The 15,986-nt window shown below is 72.1% G+C and carries 14 protein-coding genes and 1 pseudogene; 6 read left to right on the top strand and 9 right to left on the bottom strand.

What is annotated here, in order from left to right; all coding sequences use genetic code 11:
• Positions 1 to 13: 13 nt before the first annotated feature.
• The 4 genes from cydB to ACOJVX_RS00610 form a co-directional block, all read right to left on the bottom strand.
• Complete coding sequence (gene cydB / locus ACOJVX_RS00625) at positions 14 to 1,021, bottom strand: cytochrome d ubiquinol oxidase subunit II (protein WP_422647162.1); 1,008 nt, start codon at positions 1,019 to 1,021, stop codon at positions 14 to 16.
• Between the two features lie 86 nt (positions 1,022 to 1,107).
• The gene (locus ACOJVX_RS00620) at positions 1,108 to 2,655 is read right to left on the bottom strand and encodes a cytochrome ubiquinol oxidase subunit I (RefSeq protein WP_418155181.1); all 1,548 of its coding nucleotides are present in this window, start codon (positions 2,653 to 2,655) and stop codon (positions 1,108 to 1,110) included.
• Positions 2,656 to 3,256: 601 nt separating this feature from the next.
• Entirely contained in the window at positions 3,257 to 3,601 is a 345-nt protein-coding gene (locus ACOJVX_RS00615; protein WP_026417750.1) for a hypothetical protein, read from the bottom strand.
• A 149-nt stretch (positions 3,602 to 3,750) separates the two neighbouring features.
• On the bottom strand, positions 3,751 to 4,215 hold the full coding sequence (locus ACOJVX_RS00610; RefSeq protein ID WP_422647161.1) for a DUF1801 domain-containing protein: 465 nt from the start codon (positions 4,213 to 4,215) through the stop codon (positions 3,751 to 3,753).
• 236 nt (positions 4,216 to 4,451) lie between these two features.
• Between ACOJVX_RS00610 and ACOJVX_RS00605 the strand changes: the two genes are divergently transcribed.
• From ACOJVX_RS00605 to ACOJVX_RS00595, 3 genes are read left to right on the top strand one after another with little or no spacing between them, the layout of a single operon-like run.
• Positions 4,452 to 4,886 carry a helix-turn-helix transcriptional regulator gene (locus ACOJVX_RS00605; protein WP_026417752.1) on the top strand — a complete coding sequence of 145 codons (435 nt, stop codon included), beginning with the start codon at positions 4,452 to 4,454 and terminating at the stop codon, positions 4,884 to 4,886.
• Positions 4,887 to 4,906: 20 nt separating this feature from the next.
• A complete protein-coding gene (locus ACOJVX_RS00600; RefSeq protein ID WP_026417753.1) occupies positions 4,907 to 5,317 on the top strand; it encodes a VOC family protein in 411 nt (136 codons plus the stop codon).
• A 50-nt stretch (positions 5,318 to 5,367) separates the two neighbouring features.
• Entirely contained in the window at positions 5,368 to 6,168 is an 801-nt protein-coding gene (locus ACOJVX_RS00595) for a VOC family protein (RefSeq protein ID WP_422647160.1), read from the top strand.
• A gap of 333 nt (positions 6,169 to 6,501) precedes the next feature.
• Here the strand turns inward: ACOJVX_RS00595 and ACOJVX_RS00590 are convergent.
• The 4 genes and pseudogenes from ACOJVX_RS00590 to ACOJVX_RS00575 all read right to left on the bottom strand — a co-directional run.
• Positions 6,502 to 7,413: pseudogene (locus tag ACOJVX_RS00590) on the bottom strand (PHP domain-containing protein); the annotation flags it as partial.
• Between the two features lie 248 nt (positions 7,414 to 7,661).
• On the bottom strand, positions 7,662 to 8,390 hold the full coding sequence (locus ACOJVX_RS00585) for an IclR family transcriptional regulator (RefSeq protein WP_422647159.1): 729 nt from the start codon (positions 8,388 to 8,390) through the stop codon (positions 7,662 to 7,664).
• 1 nt (position 8,391) lies between these two features.
• A complete protein-coding gene (gene fahA, locus ACOJVX_RS00580) occupies positions 8,392 to 9,630 on the bottom strand; it encodes a fumarylacetoacetase (RefSeq protein ID WP_422647158.1) in 1,239 nt (412 codons plus the stop codon).
• 117 nt (positions 9,631 to 9,747) lie between these two features.
• Positions 9,748 to 10,662, bottom strand: coding sequence for a hypothetical protein (locus ACOJVX_RS00575; RefSeq protein ID WP_051313524.1), 915 nt, complete (start codon positions 10,660 to 10,662; stop codon positions 9,748 to 9,750).
• 20 nt (positions 10,663 to 10,682) lie between these two features.
• On the opposite strand from ACOJVX_RS00575, the gene ACOJVX_RS00570 reads away from it, so the two are divergent.
• The 3 genes from ACOJVX_RS00570 to ACOJVX_RS00560 all read left to right on the top strand — a co-directional run bounded on the left by ACOJVX_RS00570 (position 10,683) and on the right by ACOJVX_RS00560 (position 13,876).
• Complete coding sequence (locus ACOJVX_RS00570) at positions 10,683 to 11,897, top strand: homogentisate 1,2-dioxygenase (protein WP_422647157.1); 1,215 nt, start codon at positions 10,683 to 10,685, stop codon at positions 11,895 to 11,897.
• A gap of 88 nt (positions 11,898 to 11,985) precedes the next feature.
• Positions 11,986 to 12,768, top strand: a complete 783-nt coding sequence (locus tag ACOJVX_RS00565; protein WP_051313527.1) for a DUF2470 domain-containing protein — start codon at positions 11,986 to 11,988, stop codon at positions 12,766 to 12,768.
• Between the two features lie 295 nt (positions 12,769 to 13,063).
• Positions 13,064 to 13,876, top strand: coding sequence for a CPBP family intramembrane glutamic endopeptidase (locus tag ACOJVX_RS00560; protein ID WP_169731677.1), 813 nt, complete (start codon positions 13,064 to 13,066; stop codon positions 13,874 to 13,876).
• 931 nt (positions 13,877 to 14,807) lie between these two features.
• Here the strand turns inward: ACOJVX_RS00560 and ACOJVX_RS00555 are convergent.
• Complete coding sequence (locus tag ACOJVX_RS00555; protein ID WP_026417761.1) at positions 14,808 to 15,737, bottom strand: SDR family NAD(P)-dependent oxidoreductase; 930 nt, start codon at positions 15,735 to 15,737, stop codon at positions 14,808 to 14,810.
• Positions 15,738 to 15,986 lie beyond the last annotated feature (249 nt).

The following is a 15,986-nucleotide window of genomic DNA, read 5'->3' as shown; positions in this document are numbered from 1 at the left end:
GGGTCGTGGAGCCTCACGGGACCCGCACCGGTGGGATGTTCGCCGTGCTGATCCGCCGCCGGAACACCCAGTACGTCCAGCCCTGGTAGACCAGCACCGCTGGGGTGCCGAAAGCGGCGACCCAGGTGATGACGGTCAGCGTGTAGGGGCTGGATGCCGCGCCGGCCACCGTCAGGGAGAACGCCTCGTCCACCGTGGAGGGCAGCACGTTGGGGTAGAGCGAACCGAAGAGCACCACCACGACCCCGGTGATCAGCACCGCCAGCGAGGCGAAGGCCCGCCCCTCCCGGTGGAGCCGCATCCACACCAGGGCGAGAACCCCGGCCGCCGCCGCCAGGCCCGCCACGACCGCGGTCCACAGGGTGCCCTGGCGGAGTTGGACGAGCACGAGCAGCGCGAGGACCGGGGCGAGCAGCAGCGGACCGAACCGCCGCACCACCCCGTGCGCCCGGTGCCGCACGGTCCCGTCGGTCTTGAGCGCGACGAACACCGCGCCGTGCAGCAGGCTGAACGCGGTCAACGCCACCGCGCCGAGGACGGTGTCCAACCGCAGCAGGTCCATCACCCCACCGCGCAGGTCACCGTTGGGGTCGATCGGCAGCCCGGTCGCGGTGCCGGTGATCACCAGGCCCCACCCCAGCGGCGGGATCCACGACCCGATCTGGATGACCCGGTCCCAGTTCCGCCGCCAGCGGTGGCTGTCGACCTTGCCCCGGTACTCGAAGGCCACCCCCCGCCCGATCAACGCCAGCAGGATGAACAGGATCGGCAGGTAGGCCCCGGACAGCAGCGCCGCGTACCACTCGGGGAAGGCCGCGAAGGTCGCGCCGACCGCGACGATCACCCAGACCTCGTTGCCGTCCCACACCGGGCCGATGGTGTTCACCATCACCCGGCGCTCGGTGTCGTCCCTGGTCATGGGGCCGAGCAGCATGCCGACGCCGAAGTCGAAGCCCTCCAGGAAGAAGTAGCCGAGCCACAGCACGGCGATCACGCAGAACCAGAAGGTGGGCAGGTCCACGACGGTCTCCTTCTCAACCGGTGGCAGGCTGGGGGCGGCCGGTCCGGGCGCCGGGCGGGTCAGCGGGCGGACGGCCCGCCCGGGGCTCAGTAGGCGAAGGCGAGCACGTCACCGCCGCCTCCCCCGCGTCCGTCACTCCCACCCGGGCCGTCATCCGACTTCCCCTCCTCGTCGGGCTCCTCCCAGGGCGGTCGCATCACCCCGGACACGCCCGCGCGGGCGTAACGGGCGAGGAGGAACACCTCGACCACGGCGAGCACCGCGTAGACGGCGGTGAGCGCGACCAGCGAGAACACGGCCGAGCCCAGCGACACCCCTGGGGACACCGCCTGCGCCGTGTACATCCACACCCCGTCCACGCCGGTCGGGTTGGGCACCACCACGAAGGGTTGGCGGCCCATCTCGGTGAAGATCCAGCCGAAGGTGTTGGCCAGGAACGGGGCCGCGATGCCGGCGAGCGCCAACGGGGCGAACCACCGCGACCGGGGCACCCGGCCCTTCCTCGTCACCCACAACGCGAACGCGCAGGCCCCGGCGGCGACCACCCCGAAGCCGATCATGAGCCGGAAACCCCAGTAGGTGATGGGCAGGGAGGGCACGTAGTCGATGGGTTGGCCGGCCATCTCGCCCAGCCTCGGGTCGTCGGGGTAGTTCGTCCCGTACCGCTCGGTGTACTCGTCGACGAGTTGCTCGACGCCCCGGACCTCGGTGGAGAAGTCGCTGTGCGCCAACATCGAGAGCAGCCCGGGGACGGTGATGCTCTTGACGCTCTCGCAGTCCGGCCGGCTCACGTCCCCGACCGCGAACACCGAGAAACCGGCGGGGGCCTCGGTGTGGCAGAGCGCCTCCGCCGCCGCCATCTTCATGGGCTGCTGCTCGAACATCAGCTTCGCCTGGAGGTCACCGGTGATCGCGACGGCGGCGAAGGACACCACCCCGACCCAGCCGCCCAACCGGAGCGAGCGGTGCCAGACCCGGCGGTCGGGGTCGTCCTTGGGGGTGTCGCGGTGCCGCCGGGCCAGGTGCCAGGCGGCGATACCGACCAGGAAGGACCCGGCGACGGCGAACGACCCGGCGATGGTGTGCGGGAAGGCGGCCAACACGGTGGAGTTGGTCAGCAGCTCCCACACCGAGGTGAGACGAGGCCGACCGTCCTCGTCGAGGGCGACACCGACGGGGTGCTGCATCCACGAGTTCGCCGAGAGGATGAAGTAGGCGGAGAGCACGGTCGCCAGGGACGCGGCCCAGATGCAGGCCAGGTGCACCCGCTTCGGCAGCCGGCCCCACCCGAAGATCCACAACCCGAGGAAGGTCGACTCGACGAAGAAGGCGACCAGGCCCTCCATCGCCAGCGGCGCGCCGAACACGTCCCCGACGAACCGGGAGTACTCGCTCCAGTTCATGCCGAACTGGAATTCCTGCACGATGCCGGTCACCACGCCCATCGCGAAGTTGATGAGCATCAACTTGCCCCAGAACTTGGTCATCGCCAGGTACTCGGGCTTGCCCGTGCGGTGCCAGGCGGTCTGCATCACCGCGACCAGGACCGACAAACCGATGGTCAGCGGCACCATCAGGAAGTGGTAGACGGTGGTGATGCCGAACTGCCACCGCGCCACGTCGAGGATCTCCACGACCCGCTCCTCTCGCCCTCAAGCGAGGACGCTAGGGGCGGCGGAGGCCGGGAAGCGGACGGTCAGGGTCCCGTTCTCCCGGGACGTTGGTCCTGAATTCGGGCCCGCTGACCTGCGATCATGACCCCCGTCACTCCACCTGCCGGCAGCAGGGCCCAGAACCGCCACCCCACCCGGCGCTGCCGCGTGGGGGAGCAACCACCAGCCACGCCCGCCGGGCTCGTCGCGGTGGCCAGCCGGGCCCTGGTCGGTGCGGCGAGCCGACGCGGCGGGGCGTGCCGACGGCCACCGGGACGCGGGATGCGCGCCCGCCAGCCCGAGCCGACGAGGGACGTCGACTCGGGCACGGACACGCGAGATCGTCGAACGTCACCGGCCGCCTTCGTGGCCCTGGCCGACGCCGTCAAGGCCGACCGCCCGCGCGAGAGCCCCACCAGCCACCCGACCCCAGGCGGAGCCGGGGCTGTTCCCAATCCGCCCGGCCAGCGGGAGCCGGGCGGACCACACCACCGGCACCCCGTGGCAGCGGACGGAACATCGCCCCCTCCGCCCCGTCGTGCCGCCGGGACCTGACCGGGGGACCCGGTCGCGAGGCCCGGGGTCAGCAGCCCGCGACGGAGATCAGGTCCGACACCGTGACCTTCACCCCGTGGCCGATCCCCGAGTCGTCCGCCCACAGGTCCTCGGGCAGGGCGGGGACTCCGGCGGCCTGGGCGGCTCCGGTGATGCCGTAGGCGGTTCCCTCGACCACCACGACCGCGCCGCCGCCCTCGCAGCCCACCTCGGCGGTGTCGACCGTCAGCGGCCACGTCAGCCCGTCGGCGTCGAACGCCTCCCGCGAGACCTGCCGGAAACCTGTCGTCCGGTCCGGTTCCCGCTCGACCACCCCGCCGCACCCCACGGCGGCCAGGGCGACGGCGAGGACCGCTCCCGCTCTCGTTCCCACGACCGTGGGTCGTCGGCGGGGCGCTCGGGGTTACCAGCCCGGTCCCCTGCCCCGCCGGGGCGGTTCCTCTCGGCTGGCGGGAGGCGGCCGGGCCGCCGGAGACATCGCCGTCGGCAGCCGTCGCGGGCCGAGCCCTCCACCGTCCTCGATCAGCCCACGGCCCTCGCGACCAGCGCGGCGATGGTCTCCGCCGCCCGTTCACCCAGCTCGGACACCGCGTACGAGGTCGGCCACAGGCCGCCGTCGTCGTCGAGGCGTGCCTCGGGGGTGAACCCGAACGTCGAGTAGCGCTCCTTGTCGGCGGCGCCGCTGCGGAAGAAGCAGACCACCTTCCCCTTCCTCGCGTAGGCGGGCTGCCCGTACCACAGTTTCGGGGCCAGATCGGGGGCGTGGCTGGTGACGATCGCGTGCACGCGCTCCGCCGACGAACGGTCCGGTTCGGGCATCTCCCCGATCTTCGCCAGCACGTCGGCCTCGTCCGCGGCCGCCTTTCCTCCTCGGCCGCGCCCCGCCTCCTTCCGCAGTTCCTGGGCGCGTTCCCTCATGGCGGCGCGTTCCTGTTCGGAGAAACCGCCGGAGTTCGACCCGGCCTCCCCGTGCGACGTGGAACTCATCGCTGGTCCTTTCCTGGCGGGGGTTCATCAGAACTGGACGCGACGGTAGCCGCCCCCGATTCCGCCGGCTTCTCGAATCCTGACCGGATCGGCGGCCGCCGGGCGCACGACCCGGCACCAAGGGAGGCGGCGCTCCCCGGTGGGGCCGGGGATGGTGACCGCCAGGACACCCGCTCGCGCCACGACGTGGGGCGGCTGTTGGGAACGCCAGCGCCGTGACGTGGCACGATGCCCCCATGACTGCTGGGCGCACGGAGGCTCAACGGTTGCGGGACCTCGTGGCGCTCCGCCGGGTCCGCGACCGGATGGACCGCGAGTACGCCAAGCCGTTGAACGTCGAGGAACTGGCCAGGGGAGTTCATGTCTCCGCCGGGCACCTGAGCAGGGAGTTCCGACGCGTGTACGGGGAGTCGCCCTATTCGTACCTGATGACGAGGCGCATCGAGCGGGCGATGACCCTGTTGCGCCGAGGGGACCTCAGTGTCACCGAGGTGTGTTTCGAGGTCGGTTTCTCGTCGCTGGGAACGTTCAGCACGAGGTTCGCGGAACTGGTCGGAGTACCACCGAGCACCTATCGGCGGGATCATTCCCAGGCCGCGGCCGGGATTCCACCCTGCCTCGCGAAACAGGTGACCAGACCGGTCAGGAATCAAGAAGCACGACCCCGGTAGGCACTCCTAGCGTTCCGGGCATGAACGTCACCGTCCACCACGCCTTCCTCCCGCACACCGACCCCGAGGCCGCGCTGCGGTTCTACCGGGACGCGCTGGGCTTCGAGGTCCTCGACGACGTCGGGTACGAGGAGATGCGCTGGATCACCGTCGGCCCGCGCGGGCGGCCCGGGACGTCGATCGTGTTGCACCCGCCGACCGCCGACCCGGGCATCTCCGAGGACGAGCGCCGCACCATCGCCGAACTGATGGCGAAGGGAAGTTTCGCGGCCATCACGCTGGCCACCGACGACCTGGACGGTCTCTTCGAACGCCTCGAAGCCGCGGGCGCGGACATCGTGCAGGAACCGGCGGACCAGGACTACGGGGTCCGCGACTGCGCCTTCCGTGACCCGGCTGGGAACCTCGTCCGCGTCAACCAGACGGCCTGAGCGCCGCCCGCCCCGTCCCGACCACCGCACCCGGACGAAGGACCACCCCCGTGCAGCTCACCCTTGACCGCATCACCCTCGGCGTCCCCCGGGTCGCCGAGGCGACCGACTTCTACGCCTCGGCGTACCCGCTCGCGACCACCGGCGGGAAGCCCTCCACGTCGCTCCACCTGGCCGGCTCCGGGCGGATCGACCTCCGGGGGGTCGAGGAGCTCGCCGCGGAGGTCGACGCGAATCCGGCGAGCTCGGGTTTCCGGGGTCTCGTCCTCTCGGCCATCGTCAACCAGCCCAGTGAGGTCGAGGCCCTCCTCGACAACGCCACCTCCCGAGGTGCGACCGTGGTCAGGCCACCGAGGAAGCGGCTGTTCGGCGAGTTCGCCGCCGCCTACCGGGCGCCCGATGGCGCGGTCTGGAAACTGGCGGCGGTCAACAAGAGGAACACCGCTCCCGCCGTCGCCCCGGCCAGCCTCGTGGAGACCGCCGTCTACCTCGGCGTTGGCAGCCCGAAGGCGTCCGCGACGTTCTACGCGGCGCTGGGGATGCGGGTGGACCGGGACTACGGTGACAAGTTCGTCGACTTCACCGTGACCGCCGGCGCATTCCGGCTCGGCCTGCTCCCGCGCGGGGCGCTCGCGGGGGATGTCGGCGTGGACGGGCGGGGCGACGGGTTCTCCGCCACCGTCCTCACCCACACCGCCGCGTCCCGTGTCGAGCTCGACGCCCTCCTCGGGGTGGCGCGAACCGCCGGAGCGCGGATCGTCACCCCGGCGACCCAGGTCGACGGGGATGGCCACGTCGCGCACGTCGCGGACCCCGACGGGCATCACTGGCGGTTCACGGCTCCGGCGTGACGAGGAGCCGGCGCGACCCGGCGGCAGGGGCACCGGCGGTCAGGCGACCGTCACCCCCGTCACCTGGTCCAACACCCGCAACAGGTCCGCCGACACCCGCACCCCCTCTGGCAACACCAGGGTGTCGGCGGTACCGCCGTCTCCTCCCACGAGCACGACCGGTGTCATTCCCTCGTGCCCGTCCAGCGCCTCCCCCACGGCGGCGAGCGAGTCGAACCCGTCGATCCGGAGCACCAGGGGACACGCGCCGGCCACCTCGTGGACCCGAACCCGCCGCGCGCCCAGGACCTGCCCGGCCCGGCCGGAGAACTCGGAGACGGGGATGGGGAACAGTGGTGAGCGGTCCACGAATCCGAACACCTCGGCGTAGGAACCGACGCGTTCCGCGACGTCCAAGGTCGTGTCGGCGGCTCCGGGAACCTCCCGGTCCCAGTACTCCCGCATCTCGGCCGCCGACTTCAGGTGGTAACCGGCCCCCTCGAACCGGAACCTCCTGGGGTCCGACAAGGTACTGCCGGTCTGCACGCAGAGCAGGGCGGAATGGGCCTGGGCCTGGTCCGGGGTGACGTAGTGGCTGTCGTTCGTGGCCACGACCGCGAGACCGAGATCCCGGGAGATCGTGAGCAGACCCTCCCGCACGACGCGTTCCACCCGCACGCCGTGGTCCATCAGCTCGACGAGGTAGTTCTCCTTGCCGAGGATGTCGCGGTACTCGCTGGCAGCCCGCACCGCCTCCCGGTACTGACCGAGGCGCAGCCGGGTCGGCACCTCACCCCCGGGGCACCCGGTGGTGGCGATGAGTCCGCTCGCGAACCTGGAGAGAAGCTCCCGGTCCATCCTCGGCTTCTTGTACTGCCCTTCGATCGAGGCGAGGGACGACAACCGGAAGAGATTGCGGAGCCCGGTCGCGTCGGCGGCGAGCAACGTCATGTGGGTGAAGGCGCCGCGGCCCGACACGTCACCGCCCTCGTCCCCGCTGCCAGCTCCGCCCCAGAACACCGGCTTCCGGTGGAACCGGCTCCCCGGAGCGACATAGGCCTCGATCCCGAGGATCGGCTTCACGTCGGGGTATCCGCTGGCCTGTTCCCAGAACTCGGCGGCGCCGAACATGTTCCCGTGGTCGGTCATGGCGACGGCGGGCATGCCGAGTCGGCTCGCCTCGGCGAACAGCGGCCCCACCTTGGCCGCGCCGTCCAACATGGAGTATTCGGTGTGCACGTGGAGGTGGACGAAGGGATCGGACACTGTTCGGCCTCCCAGGCAGCTGCGAGCACGAGCTTGAACACCTGGAGTGACAGTACGATCACACAGCGACATTTCCGTTGCCCTGGCCGGCGCCAGGCGGGCGTGCCGAACGCCCGGGTCGGTTGGCTGGGCCCCTGCCGCGGCCAGGCCGGGCCCTGATCCCGACGCTCGGGCATCCGTTACCCGTGCCGGTTCGGGCAGCGCGCACGGCCACCGGTTCCCGTTCCGCCGGCCGGGTACCGCCTCGCTCAGGTCAACGCGGCCGAGACCGCCTCGGCGGCGGTGACGGTGAGCGGGCCCACCGTGGCCTCGTCCACCGGGCGCATCGCCACCACCCCGACGCTCGCCCGGAGTCCGGTCACCCCGCGCACCGGGGCGGCGACGCCGTAGGCGCCCTCCTGGATCTCCCCGCTGGAGAACACCCAGTGCCGGTCGGCGGACAGGTCGATGGCCCGCCCGGCCGCGCCCTGCCGTGCCGGGTGCCGGTAGCCCACCCGGTAGGAGACGTGGAAGACGGTCCAGGTGGGTTCGACGACCGCCACGACCTGGGCCTCCTCGCCGTCGGCCACCGTGATGTGCGCGGTCGCTCCGGTCCGTTCGGCCAGTTCCCGCAGCGCGGGCAGCGCGGCCAGCCGCACCTGGGGCAGCACGTTGCCCGCCAGGGTGAGCAGGCCGAGACCGAGCCGAACCCTTGACCCCTCCCGACGGACCAGGCCCCGCGCCTGGAGCGGCCCCAGCAGCCGGTACACGGCGGCTCGACTGACCCGGATGGCGGCCGCGAGTTCGCTGATGGTCGGGGCGTCGGACTGCGCCTCGGCGACCGCCTGCAACAACGCCAACCCCCGTTCGAGGGTGAGGGAGCGTTCGCGCGGGAGCCCGGGGAGCTCGACCTCGGCGACCGGTTCCTCGGCTGCCGGGCCGCGCGTCGTCACCGGGCTCGGGGCGGTCGCCGGTTGTCGGGTGGTGGGGACGGACATGTCAGCGTCCGGGACCGCGTACGGCGGTCGGCTCGACGTCGGCGGGCAGTACCCGGCCCGTGACCTCGGCCAGCCCGACGACCGAGCCGTCCGGTCCCGGTGCGGTGGCCGTGATCTCGACGGTGTCCCCGTCGAGCAGGAAGGCACGGGTGGTGCCGTCGTCGAGGGTCACCGGTTCCCGGCCTCCCCAGCTCAGTTCGAGGAAGGAACCGCGTTCCGCCCGGTCCGGGCCGGACACCGTCCCGGAGGCGAAGAGGTCGCCGGGACGGACCGTCGCCCCGTTCACCGTGAGGTGCGCCAGCTGCTGCGCCGGCGACCAGGCCATCTCGGCAAACGGTGGTCGGCTCACCACGGTGCCGTTCCAGCGGACCTCGAGCCTCAGGTCCAAGCCCCAGGGCTCGTCCTCCGACAGGTAGTCCAGTAGGGGGTTCGGCGCCGGGGGTGTGGGCACCCGCGCCGCCTCCAACGCGGCCAGCGGGGTGATCCAGTGGGAGAGGGAGGTGGCGAACGACTTGCCCAGGAAGGGGCCCAACGGCTGGTACTCCCACGCCTGGATGTCCCGGGCCGACCAGTCGTTGACCAGCGCGACCCCCAGGACGTGGTCGGCCAGCTCGGCGGTGCCCACCTCGCCCCGGACCGGTCCGCCGCAGACGAAACCCACCTCGGCCTCGATGTCCAGCCGCTCGCTCGGTCCGAACACCGGGCCCGTGGAGCCCTGCGGTCTCCGTTGCCCTCTCGGCCGGCGCACGGGGGTTCCGCTGGCGATGACCGTGCCGGCCCGCCCGTGGTACCCGACCGGCAGGTGCGTCCAGTTCGGGAGCAGCGGGTCGGAGTCCGGGCGGAAGATCCGACCGACGTTCTCCGCGTGGTGCCGCGAGGAGTAGAAGTCGACGTAGTCGGCGACCGCGAACGGCAGCACCGGCCGGACCTCCGCCAACGGCACGAGGTCGGCGCCGGGCGGCGCTGAACCGCGGTCGACGACCTCGCGCAGCCTCTCCCGCAGTTCCGCCCACGCCGGGCGCCCGGCCGCCAACAGCGGGTCCAGCGAGTCGGCGGCCAGTGGTCCGGACAGCCGTGGTCCGAGGTGGGTCGCCAGTGGGCGCAACGGCAGCGCGTGGTCGCCCACCCGCACGAGCGCACCCGTCGCGGTCTCCGCGCGCACCCGCCCCACCCCGTAGGGCAGGGTCTGCGGTCCGAACGGGTCGGCCGCGCTGAACGCGGGGTCGTCGATCCAGCTCACACGATCACCCTTCCGCAGGGAGGTGGTCGTACACCACCGAATTGACCGGGCGCGGCCGGCGTCCGGTATGGCGGGCACACCGACGCGACCCCCGCGCGTCGGTGCGGCGTCACCTGGTCACAGCAGGCCGAGTTCACGGAGATCGTCGAGCGGCTCGCTCAACGAGCAGGAGCCGTAGGAGGCGAACACGCCCCGCACGGCGCGGGCCGCCTCGTCGGAGAGCTCCTTGGCCTCCTCGGCGAGCGCGGTGGCGTCGTCGCTCGCCAACGCCTCCCGGACATCCCGACCTGACAGCGCCCTGGCGCAGGCGACCAGCAGGTTCAGGAACCCGTGGTGGGGGAAGTTGGTCTCCTCGTCCATGTAGCGCACCGCGTGGTGCATCCCCGCCGTCGCCTTGAAGGGGATGCCGGTGCTGCTGGCCACCGACAGGAAGTCGGCCACCTGGTCGACGGAGGGGAACGCCTCGGGGGTGAGGCCGCCGCACCGCAGCTTGGCCCACGAGCCGTGCTCGGCGACCCGCCGCACGCTGTCCAGCCAGCCGGCGCCGCCGCGGCGCGGTTCGATGACGCGGATGACGTCCTCCGGCACGAACTCGGACACGCGTTCGAGCCACACGTCGTCCACCTCGGACGGCGCGGGCATCTCCACCATGTTCAGCGACAGCAGTTCGGTGCGGGACTCCACGATGGATACGGCCTTGGGCACTCCCCCCAATCCGGTGTCGATGACCAGCGACAACGCCACCGGGCGCAGCGGCTTCGCCTTGATCAGTTCGGTGATGAGTTCCGGCAGCCGCGACGAGGGGCAGAGGAACAGCCCCATGACGCCGGCCGCGTTACCAGCCCGTCCCTCCAGATGGCCGCGAACCGCCTCGGCCATTCCGGTGTTGGCGGGCGGGAAGAGCGCGGCGTCGTCGACCAACCGCGCGAGCAGGGGAGGGATCCCCCGCGGACCGGGAGCATGAAGTTCAACGGCGCTTGACACGGCTGACACGCTAGTGCCGGAACGAACAATGAACAAAGGTGTCCGCATAACGAACACCGGGAGCCAGCATGCCCCACTACCGCAGTGTTGGTGAGTTACCCCCCAAACGGCACACCCAGTTCCGCTCACCGGACGGGAGCCTGTACGCGGAGGAGCTGATGGGGGTGGAGGGGTTCTCCTCGGACTCCGCCCTGCTCTACCACCGGGAACTCCCCACGGCGATCATCGACTCGCGGGAGCCGGACTGGGCCGGCCGCGCCTCCTCCGCCGAGGCCCACGACCGGTCCACCACCCCCAACCTCCCCCTGAAACCCCGGCATTTCCGCACCCCGGCGCTGAGCTGGCCGGCGGGCCCCGTGGACGCCGTCACGGGCCGGCGGCAGCTGTTCGCGAACCCCGACGTGTCCGTCTCGTACGTGGAGGCGGACGCCGACAGCGGGCTGTACCGCAACGCCGTCGGCGACGAGCTGCTGTACGTGCGGTCGGGCTCCGCGACGGTGGAGACCGTGTACGGGGCGCTGGAGGTCGGCCCGGGCGACTACGTCGTGCTGCCGACCTCCTGCACCTACCGCGTCCTCCCCAGGGGTGTGTTGCGGCTCCTCGTCCTGGAGGCGACCGGCCACATCGGACCGCCGCGCCGGTACCTGTCGGCGCGGGGCCAGTTCCTCGAACACTCCCCCTACTGCGAACGGGACCTGCGCGCCCCCACCGCGCCGTTGCTGGTCGAGGGCGAGGACGTCGACGTCCTGGTCCGGCACCGCGCCGGCCTCTCCGTCCTCACCTACGCCCACCACCCGTTCGACGTGGTGGGGTGGGACGGCTGCCTGTACCCGTGGGCGCTGAACATCGCCGACTTCGAGCCGATCACCGGCCGTGTCCACCAGCCGCCGCCGGTGCACCAGACCTTCGAGGGCCCGAACTTCGTGGTGTGCTCGTTCGTGCCCCGCAAGGTCGACTACCACCCGCTCGCGGTGCCCGTGCCCTACAACCACGCCAACGTCGACTCGGACGAGCTGATGTTCTACGTGGGGGGCGACTACGAGGCCAGGAAGGGCTCGGGGATCGGGCTGGGTTCGCTGTCCCTGCACCCGGCCGGGTGCACGCACGGCCCTCAGCCCGGCGCCGTGGAGGCCTCCCTGGGCGCCGAACGGTTCGACGAGACCGCCGTCATGGTGGACACCTTCCGACCGCTGGAGCTGGGGGAGGCGGCCCTCGCCTGCGAGGACGACCGCTACGCCTGGTCCTGGGCCCGCCGGGGCCCGGAGTCCCGCGCGACGGGGTGAGCGGAACGCCGGACCGGTCGGCCGCCGGGCACGACTACCCCGAACACGGAAAACAGGTTAGGCTCACCTAACTCTTGGAGGTGAGTTGGTGGTGACGACGCCCGACCATCGCGTGACCGGCCCCGGCTCGGCCGAACGCGCGAGGAGCATCGCCGAGCGCGGAGGCCGGGCGGCCCTGATGCCGGACGAGACCAGCGCGGCCCGGGTCGAGCCGATCCTGCACCACACCGCACCGGACGGGGTGGTCACCCTCATGCTGCCGGACGAGCACCCGGTGGTGACCGGGCTGCGCGGCGGGGACGAGGGGGTCTCGGCCGCGGTGCTGGAACTGGCCGACCCGGCTCCGGTACCGCTCAGGGAGCCGGTGCGGGGGCTGTTGTGGTTCACCGGCCTGCTCACGGCGCTGGATCCGGGCGAGGCCCGTGACACGGGTCTGTGGATCGCCGAGCGCCGCCCGGACGCCCGGCTGTTGGACATCGGCCACGGCATGTCCCTCCTCCGGCTCACACCCGCGTCGATGGTCCTCGCCGACGCGGAGGGCACCTGCCCCGTGGGCCCGGAGGAGTTCGCGGGCGCCACTCCGGACCCGTTCTGCCGGCAGGAGCCGCACTGGCTGCGTCACCTGGAGAACGCGCACCGGGACGTGGTCGGCATGCTGGGCCGCCACGTTCCCGACCACCTGCGGGGCGGTCGGGTGCGGCCGTTGGGCATCGACCGGTTCGGTCTGCGGCTGAGGGTGGAGTCCGTGACCGGGGACCACGACGTCCGGTTGGCCTTCTCCCGCCCGGTCACCGAGGTGCGCGAGCTCTCGCTGGAGCTGCGCCGGCTCGTGGGCTGCCCGTTCGTGCGAGCGGTGACCACCGGGCCGTGAGCCAGCCGGCCACGCCGGCATCGGTTCCGGTGGGCACCCGTCCTGTCCGCCCGCCCACGCGGACAGCCACGACCCCACCTCGGGCCAGGTCGAGGCGGTGCTGCCCGACCGGGTAACCAGCCCGGTCGAAAGCCGCCGCCATCGGCCGGTTCGGCACGTCCGTGCCCGCCACCACCCGGTCGGCGCCCTCCGCGACGAGGAGGTGCGCGCACTCGGCCCGTCGGCCTGTCGCGGCCCGGGTCCCGAGTGCCCGGAGGCGCCTTCCGCCGCGCCTCGGCCGCTGTACCGTGCGGACGTGCCCTCCACGCCGCGGTCTTGGTTCCGCCCGGCCCGCCCAGCAGACCCCGAGGTGATCTCCGATCCGGGTCAGCGACGAGCGGTCGTCATCGAACTCCTCATCGTCTTCACCGCGACACTCGGACTGTCCGGGCTGCGCAGCCTGCTGTCCCTGCTGGACTCCCTGCTGCGGCCCGCACCGCTCTCGGAGCAGTCCGTCGCCATCAACGTCCCGCAGGCCACCATCGGGTTGCTCGACCTGGCCCGGCAGCTCACGAGCGTGCTTCAACTGCTGTCGTGGGGGGCGCTCGGCGTCTACCTGCTGTGGCGCGCGGGTGTCGCGCTGCGCCGGATCGGCCTGGACCGGGCCCAGGTCGGGCGTGACTTCGCCAGGGGAGCCGGGCTCGCCGCCATCATCGGCGTTCCCGGTCTCGCCTTCTACCTCGTCACCAGGGCGATCGGCATCAACCTGACCGTGCTGCCCAGCACGCTGGACGAGGCGTGGTGGCGCTCGGTGACCCTGGTGCTCTCCGCCGTCGGCAACTCCTGGGCCGAGGAGATCCTGGTCGTCGGGTACCTGATCACCAGGCTGCGGCAGCTCGGCTGGTCGGAGAACGCGTCACTCTGGTTCTCCGCCGTCCTCCGAGGCACCTACCACCTGTACCAGGGGTTCGGCGGTTTCCTCGGCAACATCGTGATGGGGCTCGTCTACGCCAGGTACTGGCAGCGCACCAACCGGTTGTGGGCCCTGGTGGTGGGGCACGCGCTCATCGACGTCGTCGCCTTCGTGGGGTACGCGCTGCTCGGACCACACCTGTCCTGGCTGCCCTGACGCGCGCCGCGCGTCGTCGGGACCCGGGCGACGCGGAGGTCCCCGGGCGCCCCCGCGCTCCGGAGGTGGCCCCACCGCCCCGACGCCACCTCGTCGAGGGACGACTGCTCGGATGCCCGGCGATGCCTCCACTGTGAGGCGTGGGCTCGGCCGGGGCGCTCACTTCTGACCAAAGCCGTGTGCGACGTCCGGTGGTAGCCCAGAGCAGCGGCTTCCTGCCGCCCGTCGACCTGCCCCTCGTCGACCGCCACGAGCGACACCAGCGGCGTCCTGCCACGTCGACGTACCGGCGGACCAGGCCAGCGCGACCTCTCACCTCCTTGTCCGGCCCGCGCGGCCGCCAGGTGGGCGCGTTCACGCTCCGTCGGCGCGCCCCCAGCCGCCCATCTCGCACGTCGTCGGGGTCCGCCCGGACCGGAGGGGCCCGAACCAGGCCGGACCGGCCCCCTCCGCCAACGCGGGGAGGACCATCCCCGCGACTGACCCGGGGGAGGGGATCGGCGTGCGCTGGCGGCACCCGTTCGACCACCTCGGCCGGGACGGTCCGGGGGGTCCGGGCGGTGCCGCGCCGTCCACGCCCGGATGACCTCGGCGAGCCCCACCAGCGGCGGCAGACCGCCGAGAACGGGCGGGGACAGCTCCTCGCGGAACACGGCGGCCCCGGCATGGCACACCGGGAGGACCACCGCCACGCGGCTCGGGGTCGGGGCCATCGATGGGCGATCGGGTCCGGGGCCAGCGTCCCCGTTCCTCGAACCCGGGCCGGGCGGTCGGAGCACTCCCCACCCGCGCGAGGGTCGCGGGGCGGGCGTCCGCCGTTCGACCAGCGGGTCGTGGGGGGCGGGACGAGGAGGTGCGGGGCGCCGGTCCCCGCCAGACCGGACGGACGGCTCGTTCGGGGCCGAGCCATCCTCCGGGGAAGCCGCCGGCGTCAGGTGCTGAGGATGCCGTACCGCATCCTGGCCATCATGTTCTCCGGACCGGCCTGCACGCAGGCGTCGCTGAAGAGGTCGTCGATGCGTCCGTCCAGCTCCGACGGGCGCCACCGCCTGTTGCCGGCAGTGATCTCCGCGACGGAGGTGAACGGCTGGTACAGCTCGATGCTGTCACCCTGCACCCCGAACACCTTGCCGCTGATGTGACCGGAGTCCGCCGAGCACAGGTACGCGACCAGGGGCGCGATGTTCTCCGGCGCGAAGAAGTCGAAGCCGTGCTCCTCCGCCGCGCGCTCGTGTTCCCGCATCTCCTCGTCGGGCAGCAGGTCCTCGGTGAGCCGGGTGATCGCGGAGGGGGCGATGGCGTTGGACGTCACCTGGTAGCGGGCCATCTCCATCGCGACGATGGTGGAGAACGCCGCGATGCCCGCCTTCGCGGTGCCGTAGTTGCTCTGGCCGAAGTTCCCGAGGATGCCGGAGGCGGAGGTGGTGTGCACCAGGCGCCCCGTCCGCTCGGACTCCTTCCAGTAGCGGCAGGCGGCCCGCGTGCAGGTGAAGTGGCCGCGCAGGTGCACGCGCAGCACCGAGTCCCACTCGTCGTCCGACATCTTCGCGACGGTGCGGTCCGAGACGAAACCGGCGTTGTTGACCAGCGCGTCCAGCTGGCCGAACTCGGCGACGGCGCGAGTGACGAGGGCGTCGGCGACCATCGTGTCCGAGACGTCCCCGACGCTGGCGACCGCGCGCCCGCCCTCGGACCTGATCTGGTCGACGACCTCGGTGGCCACCGCCTCGTCCAGGTCGGAGACGACGACGGCGGCGCCCTGTCTCCCGCACTCCAGTGCTTCGGCGCGGCCGATGCCCCTGCCAGCACCGGTCACGATCACCACCCTGCCGTTCAGGATGGTCCGCTCATGGATTTTCACATCGGAGAGCGTAGGACTTACCGGACGGACCTCGCGGGGTGGTTCGGCGTAGTCCTCACTCCGCTGGGCACCCGGGGGACGGTGGCCCCCCGCTACCCTCCGCTGCCCGGTGCGACCAGTAGTGGGGTAACCCATACGCGCAACGATGACACCCTTGGTTAGGCGTCAGGTTTAACGAACAACCAGAGGAACCGCTGATTACGATCGTAATTACCCACAGATCCCCGTCAGAGCCGGCTTTCCTTCCGC

The organism is Actinoalloteichus caeruleus (genome assembly GCF_049311605.1).
GTDB lineage: Bacteria > Actinomycetota > Actinomycetes > Mycobacteriales > Pseudonocardiaceae > Actinoalloteichus_B > Actinoalloteichus_B caeruleus.
The sequence above is the reverse complement of the archived record's forward strand: the minus strand, read 5'-3'. Positions and strand labels throughout refer to the sequence as shown.

Bases quoted from the DNA above. Each gene is read 5' to 3' on its own strand.
- ACOJVX_RS00610 (WP_422647161.1), bottom strand. From the start codon at position 4,215: ATGAGTTCCACGTCGCACGGGGAGGCCGGGTCGAACTCCGGCGGTTTC.
- ACOJVX_RS00605 (WP_026417752.1), top strand. From the start codon at position 4,452: ATGACTGCTGGGCGCACGGAGGCTCAACGGTTGCGGGACCTCGTGGCG.
- ACOJVX_RS00600 (WP_026417753.1), top strand. From the start codon at position 4,907: ATGAACGTCACCGTCCACCACGCCTTCCTCCCGCACACCGACCCCGAG.
- ACOJVX_RS00585 (WP_422647159.1), bottom strand. From the start codon at position 8,390: ATGTCCGTCCCCACCACCCGACAACCGGCGACCGCCCCGAGCCCGGTG.
- ACOJVX_RS00575 (WP_051313524.1), bottom strand. From the start codon at position 10,662: ATGCGGACACCTTTGTTCATTGTTCGTTCCGGCACTAGCGTGTCAGCC.
- ACOJVX_RS00570 (WP_422647157.1), top strand. From the start codon at position 10,683: ATGCCCCACTACCGCAGTGTTGGTGAGTTACCCCCCAAACGGCACACC.